The sequence below is a fragment of the Salinicola sp. genome (assembly GCF_982684285.1).
On sequence record NZ_CEXLVS010000007.1, the window covers coordinates 1 to 21922 of the forward strand.

Consider the following 21922-nt stretch of genomic DNA (forward strand, 5'->3'; position numbering starts at 1 on the left):
CACCATGGTTGGAGACGATGATCCCGTCGGCGCCCATGCGCACCGCGTCCCGCGCATCCTCCTTGTCCAGCAGCCCCTTGATGATCACGTTGCCCTTCCAGCTATCCCGAATCCACTCCAGCTCGCTCCAGCTGATGGAGGGATCGAAGTTCTTGGCCAGAAAGCCCATGTAGTCGTCCATGTTCATCTGGCGCCCGGTATAGGCCTCGATGTTGCCGACCGACAGCGGCTTGCCCTTGAGCGCGACATCGAACGCCCACCACGGATGCGTCACGGCCTGCGCGTATTGACGCAACTTGGCGTGAGGGCCGGACATGCCGGAGTGACGGTCGCGGTAACGCGAGCCCGGCAGCGGCATGTCGACGGTGAACACCAGCGTCTTCATGCCCGCCGCCCAGGCCCGCTCCAGCGCGTTCTGCATGAAGCCGCGATCCTTCAACACGTAGAGCTGGGACCACTGCTCCCCGCCGGCCCCCTTCGCGACCTCCTCGATCGAGCAGACCGACACCGTGGAGAGCGTATAGGGGATGCCGGCCTTTTCGGCTGCCCTGGCCGCCTGCACCTCCCCGCGACGCGCGTACATGCCGGTGGCCCCGACCGGTGCCAGCGCCACCGGCATCTGCCAGCGGCTGCCGAGCACCTCGGTCTCGAGCTGGGGAGTGCCGCCGCCCTGCAGCACCCGCTGGCGCAGGGGAATGGCCTGTAGCGCCTCGACATTGCCCCGCATCGTGCTTTCGGTCACCGCACCGCCATCGAGGTAATCGAACAGAAAACGCGGAATACGCCGCTTGGCGGCGCGCCGATAATCGGAAGGGCCTGAGATGATCATGGATTCGCCTTAAGCTCGGCTCGGGAGCGGTGAAAGAGACGCTCGATTCGGGAGCGGTGAAAGAGAAGCTCGCCGCGAACGGCGCTGGGAGACGGAAGTCGCAACGAGACGCTAGCGTATCAAGTCTCTCCGGAGAAAAGCGGCTCGGAAATTAGGACTTTAGTCGGAGGCCGTATCCTGGAAGCTTCGGTCGTTTCACCCCGCCGGGCCGAACGTTTCGAAGTCGATCCGATCCGCATCGACACCGCGATCTTCAAGGCCGGCGCTGATCTCGGCGAGAAACCGGGCCGGGCCGCAGAGCAGATAGCTCGCCTCCGGCCCCGCGCCGAGTGCGAGCAGCTGGTCGGCGGTGACTCGCCCTTGGATGTCGTAATCGACACCCGCCGTATCGCTCGGGCGCGGGGCGCTGTAGAAGACGCGCCGCGTCACGTTGCGTGATTGGGAGATCAATGCCCCGACTTCGGCCTGGAAGGCGTGTGTCCCGCCGTGGCGCGTGGCGTGGACGAACCAGACCGGGCGTTGCTCGTTCTCCGCTTCCGCCACGACCGCGTGCAGCATCGCGAGCATTGGCGTGATCCCCACGCCGGCGCTGACCAGTACCAATGGCCCTTGCCGGGAGGGCAAGACGAATTCTCCCGCCGGCGGGCGTGCCGCGACCCGGTCGCCGATATCGATCCCGTCGTGCAGGAAACGCGACGCCGTGCCCTTCTCCTCACGCTTGACGCTGATTCGGTACGTCCCGGCGGATGGCGATCCCGAGAGCGAGTAGCTGCGACCGACCCGCCTCGGGCGGTTCGAAATAGACTGATGCGGTATCTCCAGCTCCACCGCCAGATGCTGCCCGGCCTGGAATGGCGGCAGCGCGCCGGCATCGGCACCGGCCAGGTAGAAGGAGGTGATCTGATCGCTCTCGATCACCTTGTCGACGACCGTCAGCCGCAGCGGGGCTTCGTCTTCCCGCCGCCACCGCAGGGCCAGCGCGGCCGGGCGGTCGAACACCTGCTCGACGCTCACTTCGATCCAGCGCTTGGCGTTCGGATCGCGGCCCTCATCCTGGCTCTCCTGCGGCGCCCAGTCGATGCTGGCCCGGCCAGTGATCTGCAGCATGCCGCCGGTTTCGAAATCGACGAACAGCAGCCCCACGCGGGGGTCCTGGATCAGGTTGCCGATGGTGTTGAAGAAGTTGTTGCCGGCATAGTCAGGGATTCGCAGCGTCCCGTCCCCGATCACCTGCACGAAGCCTGGCTCGCCGCCGCGATGAGAGGCGTCGTAACCCCGGCTCTTGCTGGGCTCCGATCCCGAATCGTGGGCCGAACCGGGATCGGAGACAGAGCCGGATAGGGAGCCGATAAAGAAGGTATCCGCCGCAGCGATTCGCGCGCGCTGCCCGCTGTCGAGTCGATGCGAGACGGTGGCGTCCGGGGCGGCCGCGGCTTCGACCCGCCGCCACTCGCGCTCGCGGATATATTGCGGACAGTTGCCGAAGCTCTGGCGCACCTCGAGGCTCAGGCCGTCACCGGCGGCACGAATGACCCCGTTGAGCCGGTTGCGTCGGCGCGTTGCCAGCTCGATGCCGAGCAGGCCCACGTCGACGCCGGCAACGATCGCCGAGGCCAGCGGATCCTGGGCGCCGGGTGCTGCCGCCACGGCCAGCGTGCGGGCGTCGGGCGACTCGATGAAACCCTCGTCACCCTCAAGCAGCGTGACCCACGGGCGCCCCTGCGCATCGCCGGCTGCCACGACGACGAAGGGCAACTGGGCAAAAAACGCCCGATGCTGCTCGGGCATGTAGTCGCGGATGAAACTGCCGGCCGAGCTGGCCAGGCTTTCCACGCCCGCGCGCCGCTGCGCCGCGAGCTCGCCTTCGTGGAACGGCGTCTCCTGGAAAGTCGTCTCTTGGGAAGGCATCGTTTCGCGTGTCATGACCGACCTCCGTCCGAACGTCCTCGATTCAGGCCAGCGCCGGCGAGCGTGCCATGCCGACGAAGCGGGGCAGCGCCTCGATACGCGCCAGCCAGGTCCGGACGTGCGGATAGTCGGCGAGACCGACACCGCCTTCCGGCGCGTGGGCGATATAGCTGTAGCCGGCGATGTCGGCCAGCGTCGGCCTGTCGGCCGCCAGCCAGTCGCGATCCTCAAGATGGGCGTTCATCATCTTGAGCAGCGCGTGCGCCTTGGCCTTCGCCGCCTCATGATCGAGCGGCGCATCGAACACGGTGACGAGGCGCGCGGCGCAGGGACCGGCGGCGATCTCGCCCGCCGCAATCGAGAGCCAGCGCTGCACCTGCGCCTTTTCGAGCGGCGCGGTACCGATCCAGAGGGCAGGATCACCGTAGCGCTCGACCAGGTAGGTGATGATGGCGTTGGAATCCGAAAGCGTGATGCCGTTGTCCTCGATCGCCGGCACCTGCCCCAGAGGGCTGATCTTCAGATAGCCGGGCTGGCGGTGGGCGCCATTGGCCATATCGAGATCGACGTTTTCATAAGGGATCTCCAGCAGCGCGAGCATCAGCTCGACCCGATGGCAGTGGCCCGACTTGGGATTGCGATACAGCTTCACGGGCTGGTCGTTGAGGGCGTTGGTTTCAAGCTCGGCGTTCGACATGACGGTCTCCTTCATCGCGATGATGATCGGGTTTATCGAAGCCGTTACTCTAGAACCTCACGAACGACGGAAGAATATGGTTATTCTGAAAGGAACTGTTTTATATTCTGAAATTATCACTCCTCTCGAGCCAAGCAGGACATCATGGATCGCCTTCAGGCCCTGAACGTTTTCGTCGCCGTTGCCGAAGCCGAGAGCTTCGCCAGGGGAGCCCGTGCCACCGGGCTCAGCGCGCCATCCGCCACGCGAGCCATCAACACGCTCGAGATCGCCCTCGGCGCACGGCTTTTCACCCGTTCGACGCGGCGAGTCAGGCTCACCGATGTGGGCCGGACCTACCTCGTGGAAGTGCGGGAAATCCTCGCTCATCTGCAAGCCGCCGACGACATGGCCTCGGGCGCGGCCAACACGCCCGTCGGGCAACTGCGAATCACCTGTCCGCAGGAGTTCGGGCGAATCCACGTCGCGCCGCTGCTGACCGAGTTTCTGGATGCGTATCCCCGGGTTCGCGCCGACGTGCTGATGGTCGACCGCATCGTCAACCTGGTCGAGGAAGGCTTCGATATCGCCGTGCGCATCGGCCACCTGCCCTCCTCCGAGCTCTCCGCCGTCCGGATCGGCCAGGTTCGCCGCGTCATCTGCGGCTCGCCGGACTATTTCGCCACGCGGGGGCGCCCGCAGGCACCCAGCGACCTCCTGTCTCATCGGGTGGTTGCTAGCGGGTCCACGCCTCCCCTCAACGAGTGGCGGCTCGGGCGGGACGGAGCGCATGGCGTCAGGGTGAATCCTCGCCTCACGGTCAGCAGCCTGGCCGCGGCCATCGATATCGCCAGGCGGGGCTGGGGCCTGTGTCGCGTGCTGTCGTATCAGGTCGGGCCCGATCTCGAGTCCGGCACGCTCCAGACCGTGCTGGAAGAGCACGAGCCCGCCCCGCTGCCGGTTCATCTCGTGCATGTGGAAGGGCGCCGCGCGGCAGCGAAGGTTCGCGCCTTCATCGACTTCGCCGCGCCGCGGCTGCGCCAGATCGAGGTGTTGCGTTGAAGTGCGTGCGACGATCAAGACGAATATCAGGCAGCGCCTCGCCCTTTTCCCAGCCTGGACATGCCGACGCCCGCCACTTCACCCGCGTTGCGAAGCGGCGGAACGAGGCGATGACACCTGTGCTCAGATGCCGAAACCACCGGCGACGTTGATGGCCTCGCCATTGACGTAGCCGGCGGAAGGTCCGGCCAGGAAGCCGACGATGTCCGCCACTTCCTCGAGGGTCGCGATACGACGGATCGGATGCATGTCCAGAATGGCGTCGCGGTTGGGAAGCTCATCGGCCACGTCCGAGGCCATGTCCGTGGGCATGATGCCCGGCTGTACCACATTCACCGTGATGTTGCGCGGGCCGAGGTCGCGAGCGATGCCCTTGGCGTAGCCGGCAAGCGCCCACTTGGTGGCGGCGTAATCCGCGACTCCGGCGAAAGGCACGTAGGAGCCGAGGAGTGAGCCGATGAAGATGATGCGACCGCCATCGGTCAGCTTGGGCGCCGCCACCCGCGTGATCGCGATGGTCCCCATGACGTTGACCTGCCACTGGCGATTGTATTGCTCGCCATCCAGCGTGGGGTCGTCCACCAGTTGGCCCTGAATGGCGATGCCGGCGTTGTTCACCAGGATGTCGAGTTTGCCGAATTCGCCGATGACGGCATCGATCAATGGCTTGGCGACCGAAAGATCCGCTTGATCGGCCTGGATCGCCATCGCGCGAGCCCCTGACGACTTCAGTTGTTCCACCACCGCATTCGCCTTGTCGGCGGACGACGCGTAACTGATCGCCACGTCGGCACCCAGCTCCGCCAGCCTGGCCGCCGTTACCGCGCCGAGGCCGCGCGAGCCGCCGGTGACCAGCGCGACTTTGCCTTTCAATAGCTGATCCATGTTCTCTCTCCTGTTGGATGACGTATCGACCTGCGGGCCGAAACATCAACGTTGACGAGCCAAATTAGTAACAATCGTTACAGTAATGATCATTACGAAATGACTCACGACTGTCCAGTGTTTTATAATGGCCGTTATGAAATAAAGGAGAATCCCATGGGACGACGTCGCGAATTCGATCTGGACCAGGCACTGGAGGCAGCGCTGTGCGTGTTCTGGCGCAAGGGCTATGAAGGCGCGTCCTACAACGATCTAACCCAGGCCACTGGAGTCGAACGGCCCGCACTCTACTCGGCCTTCGGCAACAAGGAAGCCCTGTTTCTTCGCGCACTGGAACGCTACGAGGAGCAACAGCTGGGTTTCTTTCCGGAGGCGCTCGCGCAGTCGACCTCCCGAGACGTCGCCGAGCACATACTTCGCGGAGTCGCCGAACTGAATACCCGTCATCCGGAGCACAGCGGGTGTTTCATCGTGAATGGGGCGCTGGCGGGGTCGGACGAGTCGGCACCCGTGCGCCAGGCGCTGATAGCAGCGCGCGCGAAGGGAGAAGCGCGGCTACGCGAGCGCTTCGAACGGGCGCAGCAGGAGGGAGATCTGCCGGCATCGGCGAATTGCGCCGCGCTGGCCGCGTTTCTGATGGCGGTGACTCATGGCATGGCGGTACAGGCCAAGGCCGGCTTCGGTCGCGAAGCCCTGGAAGCGGTCGCCGATCAGGCTCTGGCGGCCTGGCCGACGAACGCCGAGCCGCTTTAGAACAAGTCGAACGAATCGTACATTGACGGCCCACGCGTCAACGGCAGTATCCGCGCGCCTTCGCACCACTTCTGACGAGCAACGAGCGGGGGTTCTGAATATCATCGCTCGCGTTTCCGATCATCCGGGTTCACCTAGAGTATCGGCTTCAACTCACATCAAGGAAGACAACATGTCGGCTACAAACATACGCTCCGCGCTGGACGAACTGCTCAACCGGCAGGACCTCCCGCTGGAAGCGGTGATCGACCGCCATTTCAGCCCCGAATATCGCCAGCGCACCAACGGACGCTGGGACGATCGCGCAGGATTTACCCGCCACGCGCGGAAACTTCGCGAAATCGTTGCGTCGGCCCGAATCGAGATGCTGGACGAACTACGGGATGGCACCCGCTACGCCGACCGCCACCGAGTCCATATCGCCAAGCGCGACGGCACCCATGTCGTGCAGGAGGTCTACCTGTTCGCGGAGCTGGATATCAACGGGCGCTTTCTGCGAGTCGAGGAAACCACGTTGATGCTGGAGGGCCCCGAGACCGATCGCGATATCGGTAGCATTCGATGATGCAGACTGCCTGAAGCCGCACCTCTGCCAGTCCCGGCTTCTGAAAATACGGAGGTGGAGAGCTTGCTTGCCTGTTCGGTGAGACGCCACTCCCGGCGTTCGTCATTCCTCTGACGAGATTCCTTCCCGCTTTTCGACCATGAAATCCAGCAGTGCGCGAACCTTGGATGGCATCTGCTCCCGGGACGGCAGGTAGAGATAGAAGCCGGGGTGGCCGCAGGTCCACCCATGGAGGACCTGAACGAGACGCCGGTCGGCCAGGTGATGTTGGATGGCGATATCGACGTGCTGGATCAATCCGATTCCCTGAAGCGCCGCCCGCGTCATACTTTGATCGTCATTGGTGGTGAGATGCCCGGCGACTGGCTGGGTGAAGTGCTGCCGCTTCCCGGCGGGATCCACGAAATCCCATTGACGCAACGCGCCGCTACCCGAACTCCGGTAATTGAGACAGTTGTGATGTGCCAGGTCCGCGGGCGTTTGCGGAATGCCGTGTCGTTCGAAGTAAGCCGGCGATCCCACGACCACCATCGATAACGCAGGGCTGATCGGCACCGCCACCACATGATCGACGAGGCTGCGGCCCAGCCGAATACCGACATCGCAGCCATCGGCAATGATGTTCGACAGCGAGTCGTCCATGACCAGCTCGATCCTGATCTGGGGGTAGCGTGCATGGAACTCGGCCAGGTGCGGCTCTATCAGCGCCCTGGACGCCAGGCGCGATGTATTGATGCGAATCAGGCCCGAGGGGACGCCGTCGACCTCCCCCAGTTCCAGGACCGCACGCTCGATCTCGCCTAGCATGGGTCGTAGCGTCTCGAACAGCCGTTGTCCCGGCTCGGTCAGCGAGATATCCCGGGTCGTACGGTTGAGCAGTCTGACGCCCAGGCGCTGCTCGAGCGCCTTGAGATTCTGCGACAACGCCGCCCGCGACACCCCCATCTCCTCTGCCGCCCGAGTGAAGCTGCGGTGATGGGCGATACGAACGAACCAGGCGAGCGAGGGGAGCAAGGCTGGATTCATGGCGTTGTCAACCTCTGCTTATCACTGCCTTCAGGCTGGTGGGCTTCTGGGATTCCGACTCCGAGCGTAACGTTATTTTTGCCGGGACACACCGTCAGAGCGCGAGCAGCACCTACGAACTCACCGCCATGGCAGCGACCGTCCTCGCAACGATCAATCCAATGCTCGAGGGGAGGATGGTGATGCGCATGCGCAAGTTCGGCAGTAGCGGACTGTTCGTTTCGGAGCTGTGCCTGGGAGCCATGACATTCGGTGGAACCGATGGTCTGTGGGGACAGGTCGGCAAGCTCGGCCAGAATGACGCCGACGCGCTGGTCGGATCCGCGCTGGAGGCGGGCATCAATGTCTTCGACACGGCGAACGTCTACGCCGATGGCCGCAGCGAGACCATGCTGGGGCAGTCGTTGCGCAACCTCGGGGTGGCAAGAGACGACGTCGTGATCGCAACCAAGGTCGCCTCGCCTATGGGCAAGGGCCCCAACCATCGTGGTGCGTCGCGCCGTCATGTCCTGAGCGAGTGCCGCGCCAGCCTGCAGCGGTTAGGCCTGGATCATATCGACCTCTACCAGATTCATGCCTTCGACCCCACGACACCGATCGAAGAGACGCTGGAGGCGCTCGACATCCTCGTTCGCGCCGGCGATGTCCGCTACATCGGCCTGTCGAACTGGGCGGCCTGGCAGATCATGAAGGCGCTGGGAATCGCGAGAGCCCGGAATCTCGCCCCTGTCGTTTCTCTGCAAGCCTACTACACGCTGGTCGGTCGGGACGCGGAGCGCGAGATCATCCCGATGCTGGATTCCGAGAAGGTCGGGCTGATGGTCTGGAGCCCGTTGGCCGGCGGCTATCTGACCGGCAAGTACGCAACCGGCACCAACGCCGACGGTAGACTGCACGAACTGGACTTCCCCCCTATCGACCGCCAACGGGGCGAACCGCTGATCGAAGTACTGAAAGCCGTCGCCCGCAAGCATGACGCCACCCCGGGCCAGATCGCGATTGCCTGGCTGCTGCATCAGTCAACGGAGACGACGGTGATTCTCGGCGCCAAACGCCCCGAGCAGTTGATCGAGAACGTACGAGCGACGTCGATCCGCCTGGATGATGCCGATCTCTCCGACCTGGATACGGTCAGCGCCCTGCCGATCGAATATCCCGGATGGCTTCTTGGTCATTCATCTCGTTGACATCCCCCTCGAGGCCCGTAGCCATCACGACGAACGGATCGCGGCGGCGTGCTTCATGCCCCACCCCGTCCGGATAGAGGAGCCTTACCGTGAACGAAGAACAGGACAACAATCAGCCCGTCTCCAGGCAGCGTCGCCGCTTCCTGGTGGGCTCGGCCCAGGGTGGCGCGGCGGCACTCTTTCTCTCACCGCTGGGAAACCTTGGCGCCGCGGCACCCCTGAAACCCGCCACATCCGAAGACACCGCACCTGACTCGAGAACCCCGTTGCCCGTGACGCTGGAGGTCAACGGGAAGCCCCATTTCGTGCGGCTCGATACCCGCATGACCCTGCTCGACGCCCTGCGCGAGGAGATCGGGTTGACCGGCACCAAGAAGGGCTGCGATCACGGCCAGTGCGGCGCCTGCACGGTGCTGGTCGATGGCCGGCGTGAGCTGTCGTGTCTGACGCTGGCGGTGACCGCTCAAGGGCACGAGATCCAGACCATCGAGGGGCTCGCGAATGCCGATGGCGCGCTACATCCCATGCAGCAGGCGTTCATCGAGCACGACGCCTTCCAATGCGGTTACTGCACACCGGGTCAGATTCTGTCCGCGATCGGCTGTGTGCGCGAGGGACACGCCGACACGCCCGAGAGCATTCGGGAGTTCATGAGCGGCAATCTATGCCGATGTGCGGCGTATCCCAATATCGTCGCCGCGGTCACTCAGGCCCGCCAGGCCATGGAGGAGTAACCATGCAGCCCTTTCACTATTCGAGAGCCTCGTCGATTCCCCAAGCGCTCGAAATACAGGCCACTACCGGGCAGGCCCGCTCTCGACCGGGAGCCGCCTACCTGGCGGGCGGGACGACGCTCATCGATCTGATGAAACTCGAGGTGATGCGACCGCAAAACGTCATCGACCTGCGCGCCCTGTCGGCGACGCATGGCGCCATCGGCTGGGATGGCACCAACCTGCATCTCGGTGCCTTCGCCAGCATGGCGGCGGTCGCCGACCATGGAGACGTGGTCGAGCACTTTCCCGTCATTGCCCAGAGTCTCTCCCTCGCCGCCAGCGCGCAGTTGCGCAACATGGCGACCCTGGGTGGCAACGTGCTGCAGAAAACCCGCTGTGCCTATTTCCGCGACCCCTCCTGGCAGGCCTGCAACCGACGAACGCCGGGAAGCGGCTGCGCGGCGATCGAAGGCCTCAACCGTCAGCATGCGGTTCTCGGAACCAACGACCACTGCATCGCCAGCTATCCCGGTGATTTCGCCCAGGCCCTGATCGCGCTCGACGCCACGGTCACACTGTCCGGGCCCGAAGGCGAGCGCCGAATGCCGTTCGCCGCCCTCCACCGGCAACCGCAAGACAGGCCGGATATCGAGACGAACCTGGCGCCGGGAGAGATCATTACCGCATTCACCGTTCCGGCGGGTCCATGGACGCGGCGCTCGCTCTATCTCAAGGTGCGCGACCGCCAGTCCTATGAATTCGCCGTCGCCTCTGCGGCGGTTGCACTGGAGATGAATGGGCGTGTCGTCAACGAGGCACGTATCGCGCTGGGCGGCGTCGCGACCGTGCCCTGGCGTGCACGGGACGCCGAGAGCGTGCTGCGCGGCCACACGCTGGACGAAGCGCGCGCGAATCGGGCCGCCCAGGCCGCGTTCAACGGCGCCGTTCCCCGCTCCCACAACGCATTCAAGATCGCGCTGGGCCAATCGACACTGGTGCGAGCGCTGCTCGACGCTGCATCCCTGGAGGTGAGTCATGGCTGAACCGACATCCGCATGGCGGCAGGCAGCTATGCAACCCACGAGAATGGAAAAGACGAATAGCGAACGGGCCTCTCCGCGTTACGAGTCACGTGAGAAGGTCACGGGCACGGCTCGGTATCCCGCCGACATGCGACTGCCTCGGGTCGCTCATGCCTACCTTTGCACGAGCCGAATTGCCCGAGGCACGATCCAGGCGTTCGATCTGGCGGCTGCCAAGGCCGTGCCGGGCGTCCTCGATATCCTGACCCATGAGACGATTGGCGATCAGCCGCGTCAGGTGCCGGCGATCTATCAGGGCGGCTACCTTTCCGATTCTTTCCGTCCTCTCGGCTCGGCGGAGATCGCCTACTGGGGTCAACCGATTGCGGTGGTCATCGCGGAGACCTACGAAATCGCTCGCGAGGCGGCGCATCGCATCGATGTCACCTACGCCCCAGAGTCACGGCCGGCAGCCACCATCGACTCTCCGGAGGCCGTCACCCAGCCTCTGGCGCCAATGGATATCGATGTCGGTGATTTCGATGTTGCTTACGCTAAGGCACCGGTCAAGATCGACACACGCTACTCCACCCCCACGCAACACCAGAACCCGATGGAGCTGTTCGCGACCCAATGCGTCTGGGAAGGAGACCATCTGACCGTTCACGAACCGAGTCAGTATGTGAACAACCTCAAGTTCGGCCTCGCCGAGCAGTTGAACATCGCGCCGGAGCGGATACGCGTCATCAGCACTTATGTCGGCGGCGCTTTCGGCGCCAAGGGCTTTCTGACTCAGCGAACGGCACTGATCGCCATGGCCGCCCGTCGCCTGGGGCGGCCGGTCAAGCTCGTGGCCACCCGTGAACAAGGCTTCACCGTCTCGGGATATCGGGCCGAGACACGACACCACGTCCAGCTCGGCGCCAACCGGGACGGACGCCTGACGGCGTTGAAGCACGAAGGGTGGGAGCTGACCTCCCGCGCCGATACCGTCGCCATGGGCGCCGTGTCGATGACCACCCGGCTCTACGCCTGTCCCAACATCGTGGGGCGCGTCAACGCGGTCTCCGCCGACCGGTCGACACCCGGTTTCATGCGGACGCCGGGGGAAATGCCCTATGCCTTTGCCCTCGAAACGGCCCTCGACGAGCTCTCCTGCGAACTCGACATGGACCCGATCGAGCTGCGGCGCGTCAACGACACCCGGACGGAGCCCGTGGGCGGCCTGCCCTACACCAGCCGATCGTTGATGCAGTGCTTCGACTCGGCCGCGGCGGCCTTCGGGTGGAAGGATCGTACGAAACAGCCGGGGTCGATGCGCGACGGTGACTGGCTGGTGGGATGGGGCTGTGCCACCGCTTTCTATCCGACCTATGCCGGCAATTCCGCGGCGCGTGTCCGCCTCTCCGCCGATGGACGGGTTCACGTTTCGAGCGCCACTCATGAACTCGGACAAGGCGCCTATACCATGATGGCCCAAGTCGCCGCCGAAGAATTGGGCGTGCCGGTAGAGCAGGTGACGGTCTCGCTCGGCGACACCGACCTGCCCCCGGCTGTCGTCGCCGGTGGCTCGTCCACCACCGCCAGTCTGGCACCGGCGATCATGGCCGCGTGCGATGCCATCCGCGCAAGGCTCGGCGTCACCGATGCCGCCCCGGGCACGGTATCGACCGCGATGGCGACATCGGGAATGGGCAGCATCGAAGAGTTTGCCGAAACCCGCGCCCCGGGCCTACCGGCCGATAGCATCAAGGGACTCTATCGTGGAATGGCCACGCCATTCGGTGGCGTTCACATGGCCGACCGCGTGCAGTTCGCCCTTGGCGCCCAGTTCGTCGAGGTCAGAGTCCACGCCAGGACACATGAGATTCGCGTGGCTCGCGCGGTCGGCGCCTTTGCCGCCGGGCGCATCATCAATGCCCGCACGGCCCACGGCCAGCTCGTCGGCGGCATGATCTGGGGAATCGGCTCTGCGCTGCATGAACAGACCGAACTCGATGAACGTAACGCCAGCTACCTCAACGCCAATCTCGCGGACTACCTGCTACCCGTGAATGCGGACATCCACGATATCGAGGCGATCATGGTCCCGGAAGAGGACAGTCTGGTGAATGCCGCCGGGGTCAAGGGTGTCGGCGAGATCGGTGTGGTCGGGGTGGCGGCGGCCATGTCGAATGCCATCCATCACGCCACGGGCAGACGGCTACGCGATCTGCCGTTCCGGATCGAGAATCTGATGAACGAGACCTGAAAGGCGTCGAAAGCTCGTTACCCCCTGACCTCCGACTGCCATACTTCAGGCAGTCGATGACAGCGGACCGACGACAACGCACGGAGTCAAAGTCATGTGGGAATACAAGGTACTGACCTTCAAGTTGCGCCTGAAGGGGTTCGACTACGAGGGCATGGAGCGTGAGTTGAGCGAGCTCGGCAAAACCGGCTGGGAAGCCTTCAGTACCATGGCACCCAGTTATGGTGCCGGGCAGGCCATTGAAGTCGTCGTCCTGCTCAAGCGGCCAGTGACCAGCGAGTGAGCCCGAGCCACTGGACCGCTCGCTCGCGAGAGCCGTAGTCGGGCTGCCGCAACGCCGGAAGTGAACACCTGATGTCAGTTCACCAATCAGCTGTTACGACCGCCCGCGCCCCGTGGCGCCCGGAGGCGGCACCGTGCGTGATACTCGCCTGCACGTATGCCGCGCATCAATTCACCGATCCAGCCCGCTCATCAGCACGTATTTGACGTCAACGTACTCCTCGATACCGTAGAAGCTGCCTTCGCGGCCATAGCCGGACTGCTTGACGCCGCCGAACGGCACCGAGGCGGTGCCCACCGAGCCGCTGTTGAGAATGACCATGCCCGCTTCGATCGCGCGGGACAGGCGGAACGACCGGCCCAGATCCCGCGTATAGCCATAGGCGACCAGACCGTACTCAGTGGCATTGGCACGCTCGATGACCTCCGCTTCCGTCCGGAAGCGGTAGATGGCGAATACCGGGCCGAATATCTCGGTCCGGGCCATCTCGGCATCGTCGTCGAGCCCGGTGACGATGGTCGGCTCGTAGAACAGGCCGCCGAGGCCATGCGTTCTCCCGCCGAGAACGATGTTCGCGCCGCGCAGACGGGCGCTCTCCACCAGCGAGGAGACTTTCTCCAGGCCGGTACGATTGATCACCGGCCCGACGACGAAATCGTCACGCATGCCCTCGCCGACCTCGATCTGCGAGACGCGTTCGGCCAGCGCCTCGACGAATCGGTCGTGAATCGCCTCATGCACGTAGAAGCGATTGGGCGAGATGCAGACCTGGCCCGAATTGCGCAGCTTGGCACCCACCGCGCCTTCCACGGCGGCCTCCATGTCGGCATCGTCGAAGACGATGAACGGGGCGTTACCCCCCAGTTCCAGGGTCATGCGGGTCAGCGTCTGGCCAGCGGCACCCGCCAAGGTGCGACCCACGGCGGTCGAGCCCGTGAACGAGATCTTGCGGATCCGCGTGTCGCTGGTGAAGCGCTCGCCGATCTCCTTCGGATTGCCCGTCACCATCTCGAACACACCTTCCGGAATGCCCGCCTCGCGCGCGGTTTCCAGCAGCTTGTAGGCCGTCAGCGGCGTTTCCTCGGACGGCTTGATGATCATGGTGCAGCCCGCCGCCAGTGCCGTCGCCACCTTGCGCGTGATCATCATGAACGGGAAGTTCCACGGCGTGATGGCCGCCGTGGGGCCGACCGGCTCCTTGACCACAATGACTTGAGCGTTCGCCGCATGGCTGGGAATGGTGTCGCCGTAGACCCGCTTGGCCTCTTCCGCGTACCACTCGATGAAACCGAGGCCGTATTCGATCTCGCCATACGCTTCGGCGAGACACTTGCCGTTCTCCTTCACCATCAGCTCGGCGAAAGCTGCCTTGTCGTCGCGGATGCGCTCGAACCAACCGCGCAGCAGCTCACTGCGCTCCTTCGCCAATCTGCGGGACCAGGCGGGAAAGGCCTCGCAGGTACGGTCGATGGCAGAATTCACTTCGGACAGGGTCATGGCCGGTGCCTGGCCGACCACGGTGCCATCGGCAGGGTTCAATACGTCGATCATGAAGATGCGCTCCTGAAAAGCAGAACAGGGGACGCCAGACGGGAGACGCTCCTGGCGAACTGATCTCATCGATGTCATCAACGATGAAGGATTGCATGATAGACACCCACAACCGGGCCATACGATGGCTTACAGTCTGCTTTTATTGCCCAATACTATTTGTCTTTAATATTATTATTTTTCATGCCATTGCCTCGTCTCTACCCCGACAAAAGCGTGGCAAACTCGCCCGAACGCCCGATGACCCGGATTCAAACGCTTCGGCGAGCCCGTCGAGAACGGATTTCAAGAACAGGACCAGGCCCCATGAGCAGTAGCGATCCGATACCCTCCTCGACCCTGCACCATCGCCACGAGCCCGACGCCAGGCAGGAGGAGATGGTCGCGCTGCTGAAGACGCTTGCGCCGGATGAGGGCTACAACCTGACGGCACTGCCGGACGTCCGGTTTCTGCGTTCGAACCGCCCCTTGGATTCCACCCCCGTGCTGTACGATCCCGGTATCGTCATCGTCTGCCAGGGCCGCAAGCGGGGATTCTTCGGCGGCCAGGTCTACCTCTACGACGAACAGCACTACCTGGCGGTTTCGGTGCCGGTGCCCTTCACCATGGAAACCGACGCCAGCGAGCGGGAGCCGCTGCTCGCCATCTACATGCATCTGGACTTCAAGCTCGCCGCCGACCTGATGCTGCAGCTGGACCAGCTCGGTGGTGTCGAACCCGCCAACCCCCGGGGCATGATGTCGACGCCCCTGGACCGCCGACTGAGCGATGCGGTGCTGCGTTTCCTGGACGCCATGAGCCGGCCACTCGATGCCGAGATCCTGGGTCCGTCACTGGTGCGGGAGATCTACTTCCACGTACTGACCGGCGATCAGGGCCCTTCGATGCGGGCGGCGCTGGCCATGCAGGGCCAGTTCGGCAAGGTGGCACGTGCCCTGCGCTGCATTCACGCCTCCTACTCGACGGATCTCGACGTCGAACAGCTCGCCCGCAGCGCCGGCATGAGCGTTCCCACCTTCCATGCGCACTTCAAGGACGTCACTCACACTTCGCCCATGCAGTACCTGAAGTCCACCCGCCTGCACCAGGCGAGGCTTCTGATGGTCAGAAACGGCATCACGGCAGCGGCAGCCAGCGCTCAGGTCGGCTACGAAAGCCCGTCCCAGTTCAGTCGCGAGTTCAAGCGCCTTTTCGGCAGAAGCCCGATGGCGGAAGCCAGAAGAATGCGGGAGGAGTTCACCATCCCGCCCGCCCACGCCGCAGCGACGTTCGTCTCGTCGCATTGAGGAAGCCAAGAAGCGCTGAATATCGCGAGATGACACTAACACTCAATATATCAACGACGTCACGTTGCCCATTCCTCTAGTTTTCCGTAAGCACTTCATCCAGAAATGCGGCGATGCCATCAAATGCTTGATGCCGCTGGCGCTCAAGGATGAGCATGTGGGTGGTCTGCCCGATCTCGATCCAGCGTTTGTAGGCGGCACCAGTGAGGCGGCGAAAATAAGCCTGGTTCGTGTCCAGCGGCACGTCGCGGTCCCATTCACCATGGATCAACAGCGTCGGGGCCGTGATCTCGCCTGGGTCGTAGTAGGCGCGACCTGCGGCCCAATAGTCTCTCCTATCCTGCACGACCCCGTTCGGCACGTGATAGGGATTCGCATCATCGGCGCCAAACGTGATTTGTTCCCACTTTTCGACCAGCTCACGCGGAACCAAGGCCTCTCGCTGTTCATCCGGCACCGCGCCGAGCCAGCGTTCGCGTGCTGCCTCGCGGGAAACGGTGCGGTAAGCGCCAAGCTCGCCGCCCGTGTCAATCGACACCGATCTGCTATCAATCCATTGTGGCGCGATCAGCCCAAGCTTGTGCACGTGTTCGGGAACACGTGCAGCATACGCGCCCGCCACCGTACCACCCCATGACATGCCGATGAGGTTCAACTGCGAGAGACCGTTTCGTTCGATGACATGAGATATCGCGCGGCTCAGGTCGCTGATCGCAGTCTCCGTGCTGACCGTCGGCGGACTGGCATCGGACGGCGCCATCATTTCCGGCGGTCGCGTCGAGCCGCCATAGCCTCTGACATCGACCGAATAGACGTCGTAACCACGCATCGCGAGGAAATCCATGAATGACCCCGTCTCGCCGTGGGCAACGTCAAACAGACTGTCACCGGCATAGGTCGCAGCGTGCATGAGCATCACCGTACGTTCACTACCAAACGCCTCGATATGGGTGCGCCGGCGGTTACGCAGGTATAGCTGGACACCAGCGGTATCGCTGTCGATGAACCACGACTGGCTGGCCAACGCTGGGTGAGAAAAGGTTGTTAGGGTTGCGTTCTGATTCATGATCTTGCTCCGGATTCTTCGTACTGCCAGGCGTAGCCGTCCCCGCGTCGGGTGATGCGGCCGGCGGAAGGTGCCGCGAAGTGCGTGCTGAAGTACAGAGCGTCATGTTCGGCCGCATGATTCAGCGCCCAATAGCGGGAGGCGCGCGCCGGCTCGACAAATTCACAGAACACGGAGTTCCAGTCCGGGCAGTACACTTGGACCGGGGTATGCAGCACATCCCCACCGAACAAAGCGCACTCGCCGTTCGACAACAGACTGATCGACGCATGCGCGTAGCTGTGCCCCGGCGAGCTGTGGAAGGCTAGGCCGTCGACCACTTCGCGGCCGTCGGGCTCGATCGTCTTCGCCAGCCCGGCGTCGATAATCGGCTGTACGCTATCTTCGAAACTGCCGTAGCTTGGCGGCTGAACATTCGCCGGATTGGAATAGAATCGGTATTCCTCGGTTGGAAATACGTATTGCGCATTGGCAAACGTGGGTACCCAGGCGCCGTTCTGCCAACGGGTATTCCAGCCCACGTGGTCGACGTGCAGGTGGGTGAGCAACACATAATCCACGTCCTCTGGCTGGACCCCGGCTCTGGCCAGGTTGTCGAGAAACGGCGTATCCAGCCGGTCGAATATCGGATTGTCGGGACGCCGCTTGTCGTTTCCGGCCCCGGTATCGATCAGGATGGTGTGGTGCGGCGTCTGCACCAGCCAGCAATGCACACTCTGATTGAAATGTGCACGATCGGCGGTCAGGTCATGGGACGTCAGCGCGCCCAGGTATGGCTTAACTGCCGAATATTGCCAGTCAGGATAGAGTCGAGTGGCGGGGTTGTTCTCCAAGGGTTGGTCGACAATACGTGTAATCCGCGTATTGCCCACTTGATAAACTTCTGCTTCAAAAATCGGGTCGGATGAACTCATAGTCATAACCGCTGCAGTTTCGAATGGTGCAGCGCAGAATGCACCCAGCATTGCTACCGACCAACCACCGCCGCGCTAAAACAGTTGTCGCGCAAATGCAACAATCAGTTGGATACGCGCAGAGAGGAAAGCCCAGTGGATAAATTCGCTGCCATGCGCGCCTTTATCGGTGTGGTCGATGCCGGTAACTTTAGCCGGGCCGCCGAACAACTCGACCTGCCCCGGCCAACAGTGACGCGCCTCGTCCAAGAGCTCGAAAAAGAGTTACAGATCCAGCTTCTGCACCGGACCACCCGGCGCATGACCGTCACCGAGGAGGGGCGTCGGTATTACTTGGGCGCCCAGCAACTCGTCGCCGACGCCGACGCTTTGGAGTCCGATGTGGCGGGTGCGCGAAGCCGGCCGCGTGGCACGATCCACGTCGACGTGCCAGGCACGCTCGCGTCATCTATCATCATCCCCGCCCTGCCCGATTTCTTTGCCCAATATCCCGATATCGCTATCGATCTGAAAATTGACAACCGCTCGTCCGACCTGATCGAGCGCGGCATCGATTGCGTCATCCGGATCGGCTCGATAATCGACGACCGCCTGATCGCCCGGCCGCTGGCCGAACTGGCCTTTTTGACTCTGGCCAGCCCGGCGTATCTCGCCACTCGTGGCAGGCCTGAGCATCCGGAGGAACTCGCTGGCCAGCACACGCGCATCCAGGTCGTGTCCCCTCGAACCGGCCAAGCCTTTCGAACTACCTTGACCCGTGGTGGCGAAAGCGTTTCCCCTTGCACTGACCATCATTTGACAGTCGATGACGCGCGGGCCGCACTCGCCGCATGTCGCGAGGGTTTGGGTATTACCACTACCTACGCACTGCTCGCCGCGCCCTACTTGGCGTCCGGCGAGCTCGAGATGATCCTGGATGATTGGGATTGTGGCCGCACGCCGGTACAGGTCGCTTATCCGTCCACGCGAATCCCGGCCCAGCGAGTGCGAGTATTCGTAGACTGGGTCCAGGATCTCTTCAAATCCCGCAGGTAGAGGCTCTGGACCATCGCAAACAATGTCAGCGGTATCTATATCGCATCCAAGGCCGGAATCGAAGTGCTTGCGCGCGTGCTGCCCGATGAGTCGCGCAGCCGACAGGGAGAGGTCACCGGCCCCCATGCTTTCCTGGTGGGCAGGCATTGGGGCTGGATCAACACGCAGGTTATCCGCGCCAACGGCGGTTTTGCTTAAGGACATATTGATGAGCGCCAAGAGCCGTCGCGAAGCAGCCGTCATCCTGACCAGTGGCCCCGGCATCCTAGACCACTCACTGATTCTGGATCGCCCTGGGTAACGACCATCCACTGCTCGTCTCGGCCCACGCGTGGGCCGCCGCCAACAGAATGGCTTCATGACCCGAACGTGCCAGGAGCTCGAGTCCGACGGGCAAGCCTTGACTGTCCAATCCACTCGGCAGGCAGATGGCAGGCATACCGGTCACTGGCGCCAACATCGCATTGCTGCCGCCTTGGATTCCGCCAAGTTCGGCAGGCGGATGCCGCAGCGTTGGGTAACACAGCAGATCCAGCCCTTGGTCTGCCATTGCGCTTTCGATCTGCTCGCGCAGCGCATCCTGGCGCGCACGCGCCTGCTGATACTCCGGGCTGTCGGGACCTGCATGATAGGCACGGTCATGTAGCACCGTCGTCATCTGTTCGTGGTGCAGCCCTTGCTCGACGATGGTCTTTAGCGAATCGACAGGGCTATCGGGCCGTGCCGCCAGGTCCTCGGTCAACGCGGAGGCAAATTCATAGGCAATGACGTTCGCACTGTCGACGATGTCTCTCAGGTCATGGAACTCGATCGGTGAGCAACGCACGCCAAGCGTCTCGAATCGCGCCAAAGCTCGGTACGCGATGGCTGCAATGTCGCGGCTGGCGGCTTGCTCATCGCCAAACCAGGCGTCCAGCACACCGATCGAGAAATCGGTCCCCACTTTGGATATGGGGTAGGGCTGACCTGACAGCGCAGCAAAAGCACGCTCCAGGTCGGGGGCATAACGGGTGATCGGCCCTGGCATGTCCTGTGTCGGGGATAGCGGTAAAATGCCGCCCAGCGGCAATGCGCTGCGCGAGGCACGCAATCCGTAAAGGTGGTTGAAAGCCGCCGGAATACGAACGGAGCCAGCCGTATCGCTGCCGATCGCCAGCGGCACATAGCCTGCGGCCACGGCCACCGCTGCCCCGCTGCTCGAGCCGCCGGGCGACCGATTCAACGCATGGGGGTTACGAGCAAACCCCGTCAGCGAAGAGGCGCCTGTAATGCCAGCGGCTAGTTCATGCATCGCGGCCTTGCCAACGATCACGGCACCCGCGTGCCGCAGACGTCGCACGACCGCGGCATCTTGCTGGGCGATCAGACCGATCAGCGCGTACGATCCGGCGGTTGTCGGCCACCCGGCCACGTCCATGTTGTCCTTGACGAGTATTGGAATACCTTCCAACAGGCCCGATGAGTAGCCCATACGGCGACGTTCATCGCTAGCGGCTGCGGCGGCGCGCGCCTCGTCTGCGAAGACATAGGTAACGGCGCGAAGCGTCGGTCCTTGCTTATCGAGCGTCTCGATGCGAGCGAGGGCCGCCTCGACCAAGTCGATGGCTCGCCAGCGCTGAGCATCGAGCCCGGCAAGCAGCGTATCGATCGAGGCGGTGGCAAAATTTTCGATTGGCATTCGAAACCTTCCCCTCTAGATACACAAAGCGCCAGTCGTAGTGCGTCGGGTCGACTGACGGCCGTGTGATGCGACCGACCGAACTCTCGGCAAAATGTGAGCTGAAGTACAACGCATCATGTTCTGCACACCAGTCGAGCGCCCACGCCCTGGAGGTGCCAGCACGAGGCTTGTCTTCACAGAACGTGGAGTTCCAATGGGGATAACGCGTCTGAACCGGATGGTGCATGACGTCACCACCGAACAAGGCGTACTCACCCTGCGACATCAGAGCGATCGAGGCATGGTCCGGACTGTGCCCTGGAGATGGATAATAGGTCAGCAACTCGTCGAGCGCCGTTCCAGCCGATGGATCGATGGTCTCGGCAAGCCCTGCATCCAGTATGGGTTGAATACTGTCGCTCAGGATCGTGGCGTGTGCCGGGTCACGTTGCCAGCGATCGAGTTCGAATGCTGAAAAGATATAACGCGCATTAGGAAACATCGGCAGCCAACGACCGTCGTTCCAATAGGTGTTCCAGCCCACGTGATCGGTGTGCAGATGTGTCAGTAGCACAGTATCGACGGCATGCCGATCGACACCCGCCGCGGAAAGTCGCTCGGCATATTGAGTCTGTAAGTTATCAAACAACGGGTTGCCACCGCGGTCTCGATCGTTCCCCGTGGCTGTATCGATCACGATCAGACGCCGCGGCGTTCGCACGATCCAACTATGAATCGATACAGCGGCTGTATGCGGCACATCGGTGGCTGCTGCCAGTTCGTCCTGGTGATCTGGAAACAGCTGCGCAGCTGGAAATCGTGCGACCTGCTCGGTCACTCGAGTGACTTCCGCATCACCTACTCGATAATGATTAACCTCGGGCATAGCACCACCTACTCGATAATGGTTAAGTCTGAGCATACGAGGGAAAAAGCGTTCTCGTGGCGCCAGTATCGCGCTCGTCCCAAAACACGACCAATGCTTTTGGCTGTCCCAGTCGATGCCCAAGGAGCATCAACGCTTCGCTGAATAAGTCGGTATGTCGAACTCAACACGATAGCCTCCAGTTTCGACTCATCGAATGTCTGGACAAGTGCACCAGATACCTAAAACATACGACGATTCAAGCGAATACGACTAGACAGACAATATTGTCAGTCACGCATTTTAACGACGTCGATCAATGCTCGAGGCGCTGGGGACACATGGCGATCGAGTCGCCGTGAGCTAGGTCAGCCGGAACGT

General features: G+C 62.9%; 20 protein-coding genes. 10 read left to right on the plus strand and 10 right to left on the minus strand.

Annotated elements, in window-relative coordinates:
- From AC3AYF_RS01415 to AC3AYF_RS01425, 3 genes are all read right to left on the minus strand, one after another.
- A partial coding sequence (locus AC3AYF_RS01415; protein WP_487779318.1) for an L-lactate dehydrogenase occupies positions 1-829 on the minus strand: 829 nt, incomplete at its 3' end.
- 195 nt (positions 830-1024) lie between these two features.
- Positions 1025-2752 carry an FAD-binding oxidoreductase gene (locus tag AC3AYF_RS01420; protein WP_295040063.1) on the minus strand — a complete coding sequence of 576 codons (1728 nt, stop codon included), beginning with the start codon at positions 2750-2752 and terminating at the stop codon, positions 1025-1027.
- A gap of 28 nt (positions 2753-2780) precedes the next feature.
- A complete protein-coding gene (locus AC3AYF_RS01425; RefSeq protein WP_295040061.1) occupies positions 2781-3434 on the minus strand; it encodes a glutathione S-transferase family protein in 654 nt (217 codons plus the stop codon).
- 144 nt (positions 3435-3578) lie between these two features.
- On the opposite strand from AC3AYF_RS01425, the gene AC3AYF_RS01430 reads away from it, so the two are divergent.
- Positions 3579-4475 carry a LysR family transcriptional regulator gene (locus tag AC3AYF_RS01430; RefSeq protein WP_295040058.1) on the plus strand — a complete coding sequence of 299 codons (897 nt, stop codon included), beginning with the start codon at positions 3579-3581 and terminating at the stop codon, positions 4473-4475.
- A gap of 123 nt (positions 4476-4598) precedes the next feature.
- On the opposite strand, the gene AC3AYF_RS01435 is transcribed toward AC3AYF_RS01430, so the two are convergent.
- Positions 4599-5360, minus strand: coding sequence for an SDR family NAD(P)-dependent oxidoreductase (locus tag AC3AYF_RS01435; RefSeq protein ID WP_295040056.1), 762 nt, complete (start codon positions 5358-5360; stop codon positions 4599-4601).
- Between the two features lie 156 nt (positions 5361-5516).
- Here AC3AYF_RS01435 and AC3AYF_RS01440 point away from each other — a divergent pair, with 156 nt between their 5' ends.
- Positions 5517-6113: a TetR/AcrR family transcriptional regulator gene (locus AC3AYF_RS01440; protein ID WP_295040054.1), complete on the plus strand. Its 597-nt coding sequence runs from the start codon at positions 5517-5519 to the stop codon at positions 6111-6113.
- Between the two features lie 172 nt (positions 6114-6285).
- The gene (locus tag AC3AYF_RS01445) at positions 6286-6678 is read left to right on the plus strand and encodes a hypothetical protein (protein WP_295040052.1); all 393 of its coding nucleotides are present in this window, start codon (positions 6286-6288) and stop codon (positions 6676-6678) included.
- A gap of 102 nt (positions 6679-6780) precedes the next feature.
- Here AC3AYF_RS01445 and AC3AYF_RS01450 read toward each other — a convergent pair whose 3' ends face one another.
- Positions 6781-7704 carry a LysR family transcriptional regulator gene (locus tag AC3AYF_RS01450; protein ID WP_295040051.1) on the minus strand — a complete coding sequence of 308 codons (924 nt, stop codon included), beginning with the start codon at positions 7702-7704 and terminating at the stop codon, positions 6781-6783.
- Positions 7705-7832: 128 nt separating this feature from the next.
- Between AC3AYF_RS01450 and AC3AYF_RS01455 the strand changes: the two genes are divergently transcribed.
- The 5 genes from AC3AYF_RS01455 (at position 7833) to AC3AYF_RS01475 (ending at position 13163) form a co-directional block, all read left to right on the plus strand.
- Positions 7833-8891 carry an aldo/keto reductase gene (locus AC3AYF_RS01455; protein WP_487779319.1) on the plus strand — a complete coding sequence of 353 codons (1059 nt, stop codon included), beginning with the start codon at positions 7833-7835 and terminating at the stop codon, positions 8889-8891.
- 89 nt (positions 8892-8980) lie between these two features.
- Positions 8981-9625: a (2Fe-2S)-binding protein gene (locus AC3AYF_RS01460; protein WP_295040045.1), complete on the plus strand. Its 645-nt coding sequence runs from the start codon at positions 8981-8983 to the stop codon at positions 9623-9625.
- A 2-nt stretch (positions 9626-9627) separates the two neighbouring features.
- Positions 9628-10650, plus strand: a complete 1023-nt coding sequence (locus tag AC3AYF_RS01465) for an FAD binding domain-containing protein (protein WP_295040042.1) — start codon at positions 9628-9630, stop codon at positions 10648-10650.
- A gap of 43 nt (positions 10651-10693) precedes the next feature.
- Positions 10694-12880: a xanthine dehydrogenase family protein molybdopterin-binding subunit gene (locus AC3AYF_RS01470; protein ID WP_487779320.1), complete on the plus strand. Its 2187-nt coding sequence runs from the start codon at positions 10694-10696 to the stop codon at positions 12878-12880.
- A gap of 94 nt (positions 12881-12974) precedes the next feature.
- Entirely contained in the window at positions 12975-13163 is a 189-nt protein-coding gene (locus AC3AYF_RS01475; RefSeq protein WP_295037129.1) for a DUF4177 domain-containing protein, read from the plus strand.
- 171 nt (positions 13164-13334) lie between these two features.
- On the opposite strand, the gene AC3AYF_RS01480 is transcribed toward AC3AYF_RS01475, so the two are convergent.
- On the minus strand, positions 13335-14714 hold the full coding sequence (locus tag AC3AYF_RS01480) for an NAD-dependent succinate-semialdehyde dehydrogenase (protein WP_295037131.1): 1380 nt from the start codon (positions 14712-14714) through the stop codon (positions 13335-13337).
- A gap of 306 nt (positions 14715-15020) precedes the next feature.
- Here AC3AYF_RS01480 and AC3AYF_RS01485 point away from each other — a divergent pair, with 306 nt between their 5' ends.
- Positions 15021-16001: an AraC family transcriptional regulator gene (locus tag AC3AYF_RS01485; protein ID WP_487779321.1), complete on the plus strand. Its 981-nt coding sequence runs from the start codon at positions 15021-15023 to the stop codon at positions 15999-16001.
- Between the two features lie 76 nt (positions 16002-16077).
- Here AC3AYF_RS01485 and AC3AYF_RS01490 read toward each other — a convergent pair whose 3' ends face one another.
- Together AC3AYF_RS01490 and AC3AYF_RS01495 are read right to left on the minus strand one after the other, a co-directional pair.
- Entirely contained in the window at positions 16078-17067 is a 990-nt protein-coding gene (locus tag AC3AYF_RS01490) for an alpha/beta hydrolase (RefSeq protein WP_295037134.1), read from the minus strand.
- The gene (locus tag AC3AYF_RS01495) at positions 17064-17981 is read right to left on the minus strand and encodes an MBL fold metallo-hydrolase (protein WP_295037135.1); all 918 of its coding nucleotides are present in this window, start codon (positions 17979-17981) and stop codon (positions 17064-17066) included. The genes AC3AYF_RS01490 and AC3AYF_RS01495 overlap by 4 nt, the downstream gene beginning before the upstream one ends.
- Before the next feature lie 135 nt (positions 17982-18116).
- Between AC3AYF_RS01495 and AC3AYF_RS01500 the strand changes: the two genes are divergently transcribed.
- Complete coding sequence (locus AC3AYF_RS01500; RefSeq protein WP_295037137.1) at positions 18117-19016, plus strand: LysR family transcriptional regulator; 900 nt, start codon at positions 18117-18119, stop codon at positions 19014-19016.
- A 274-nt stretch (positions 19017-19290) separates the two neighbouring features.
- Here AC3AYF_RS01500 and AC3AYF_RS01505 read toward each other — a convergent pair whose 3' ends face one another.
- Both AC3AYF_RS01505 and AC3AYF_RS01510 read right to left on the minus strand, forming a co-directional pair.
- Complete coding sequence (locus AC3AYF_RS01505; protein WP_487779328.1) at positions 19291-20688, minus strand: amidase; 1398 nt, start codon at positions 20686-20688, stop codon at positions 19291-19293.
- Positions 20573-21562, minus strand: coding sequence for an MBL fold metallo-hydrolase (locus AC3AYF_RS01510; protein WP_487779322.1), 990 nt, complete (start codon positions 21560-21562; stop codon positions 20573-20575). The genes AC3AYF_RS01505 and AC3AYF_RS01510 overlap by 116 nt, the downstream gene beginning before the upstream one ends.
- Positions 21563-21922 lie beyond the last annotated feature (360 nt).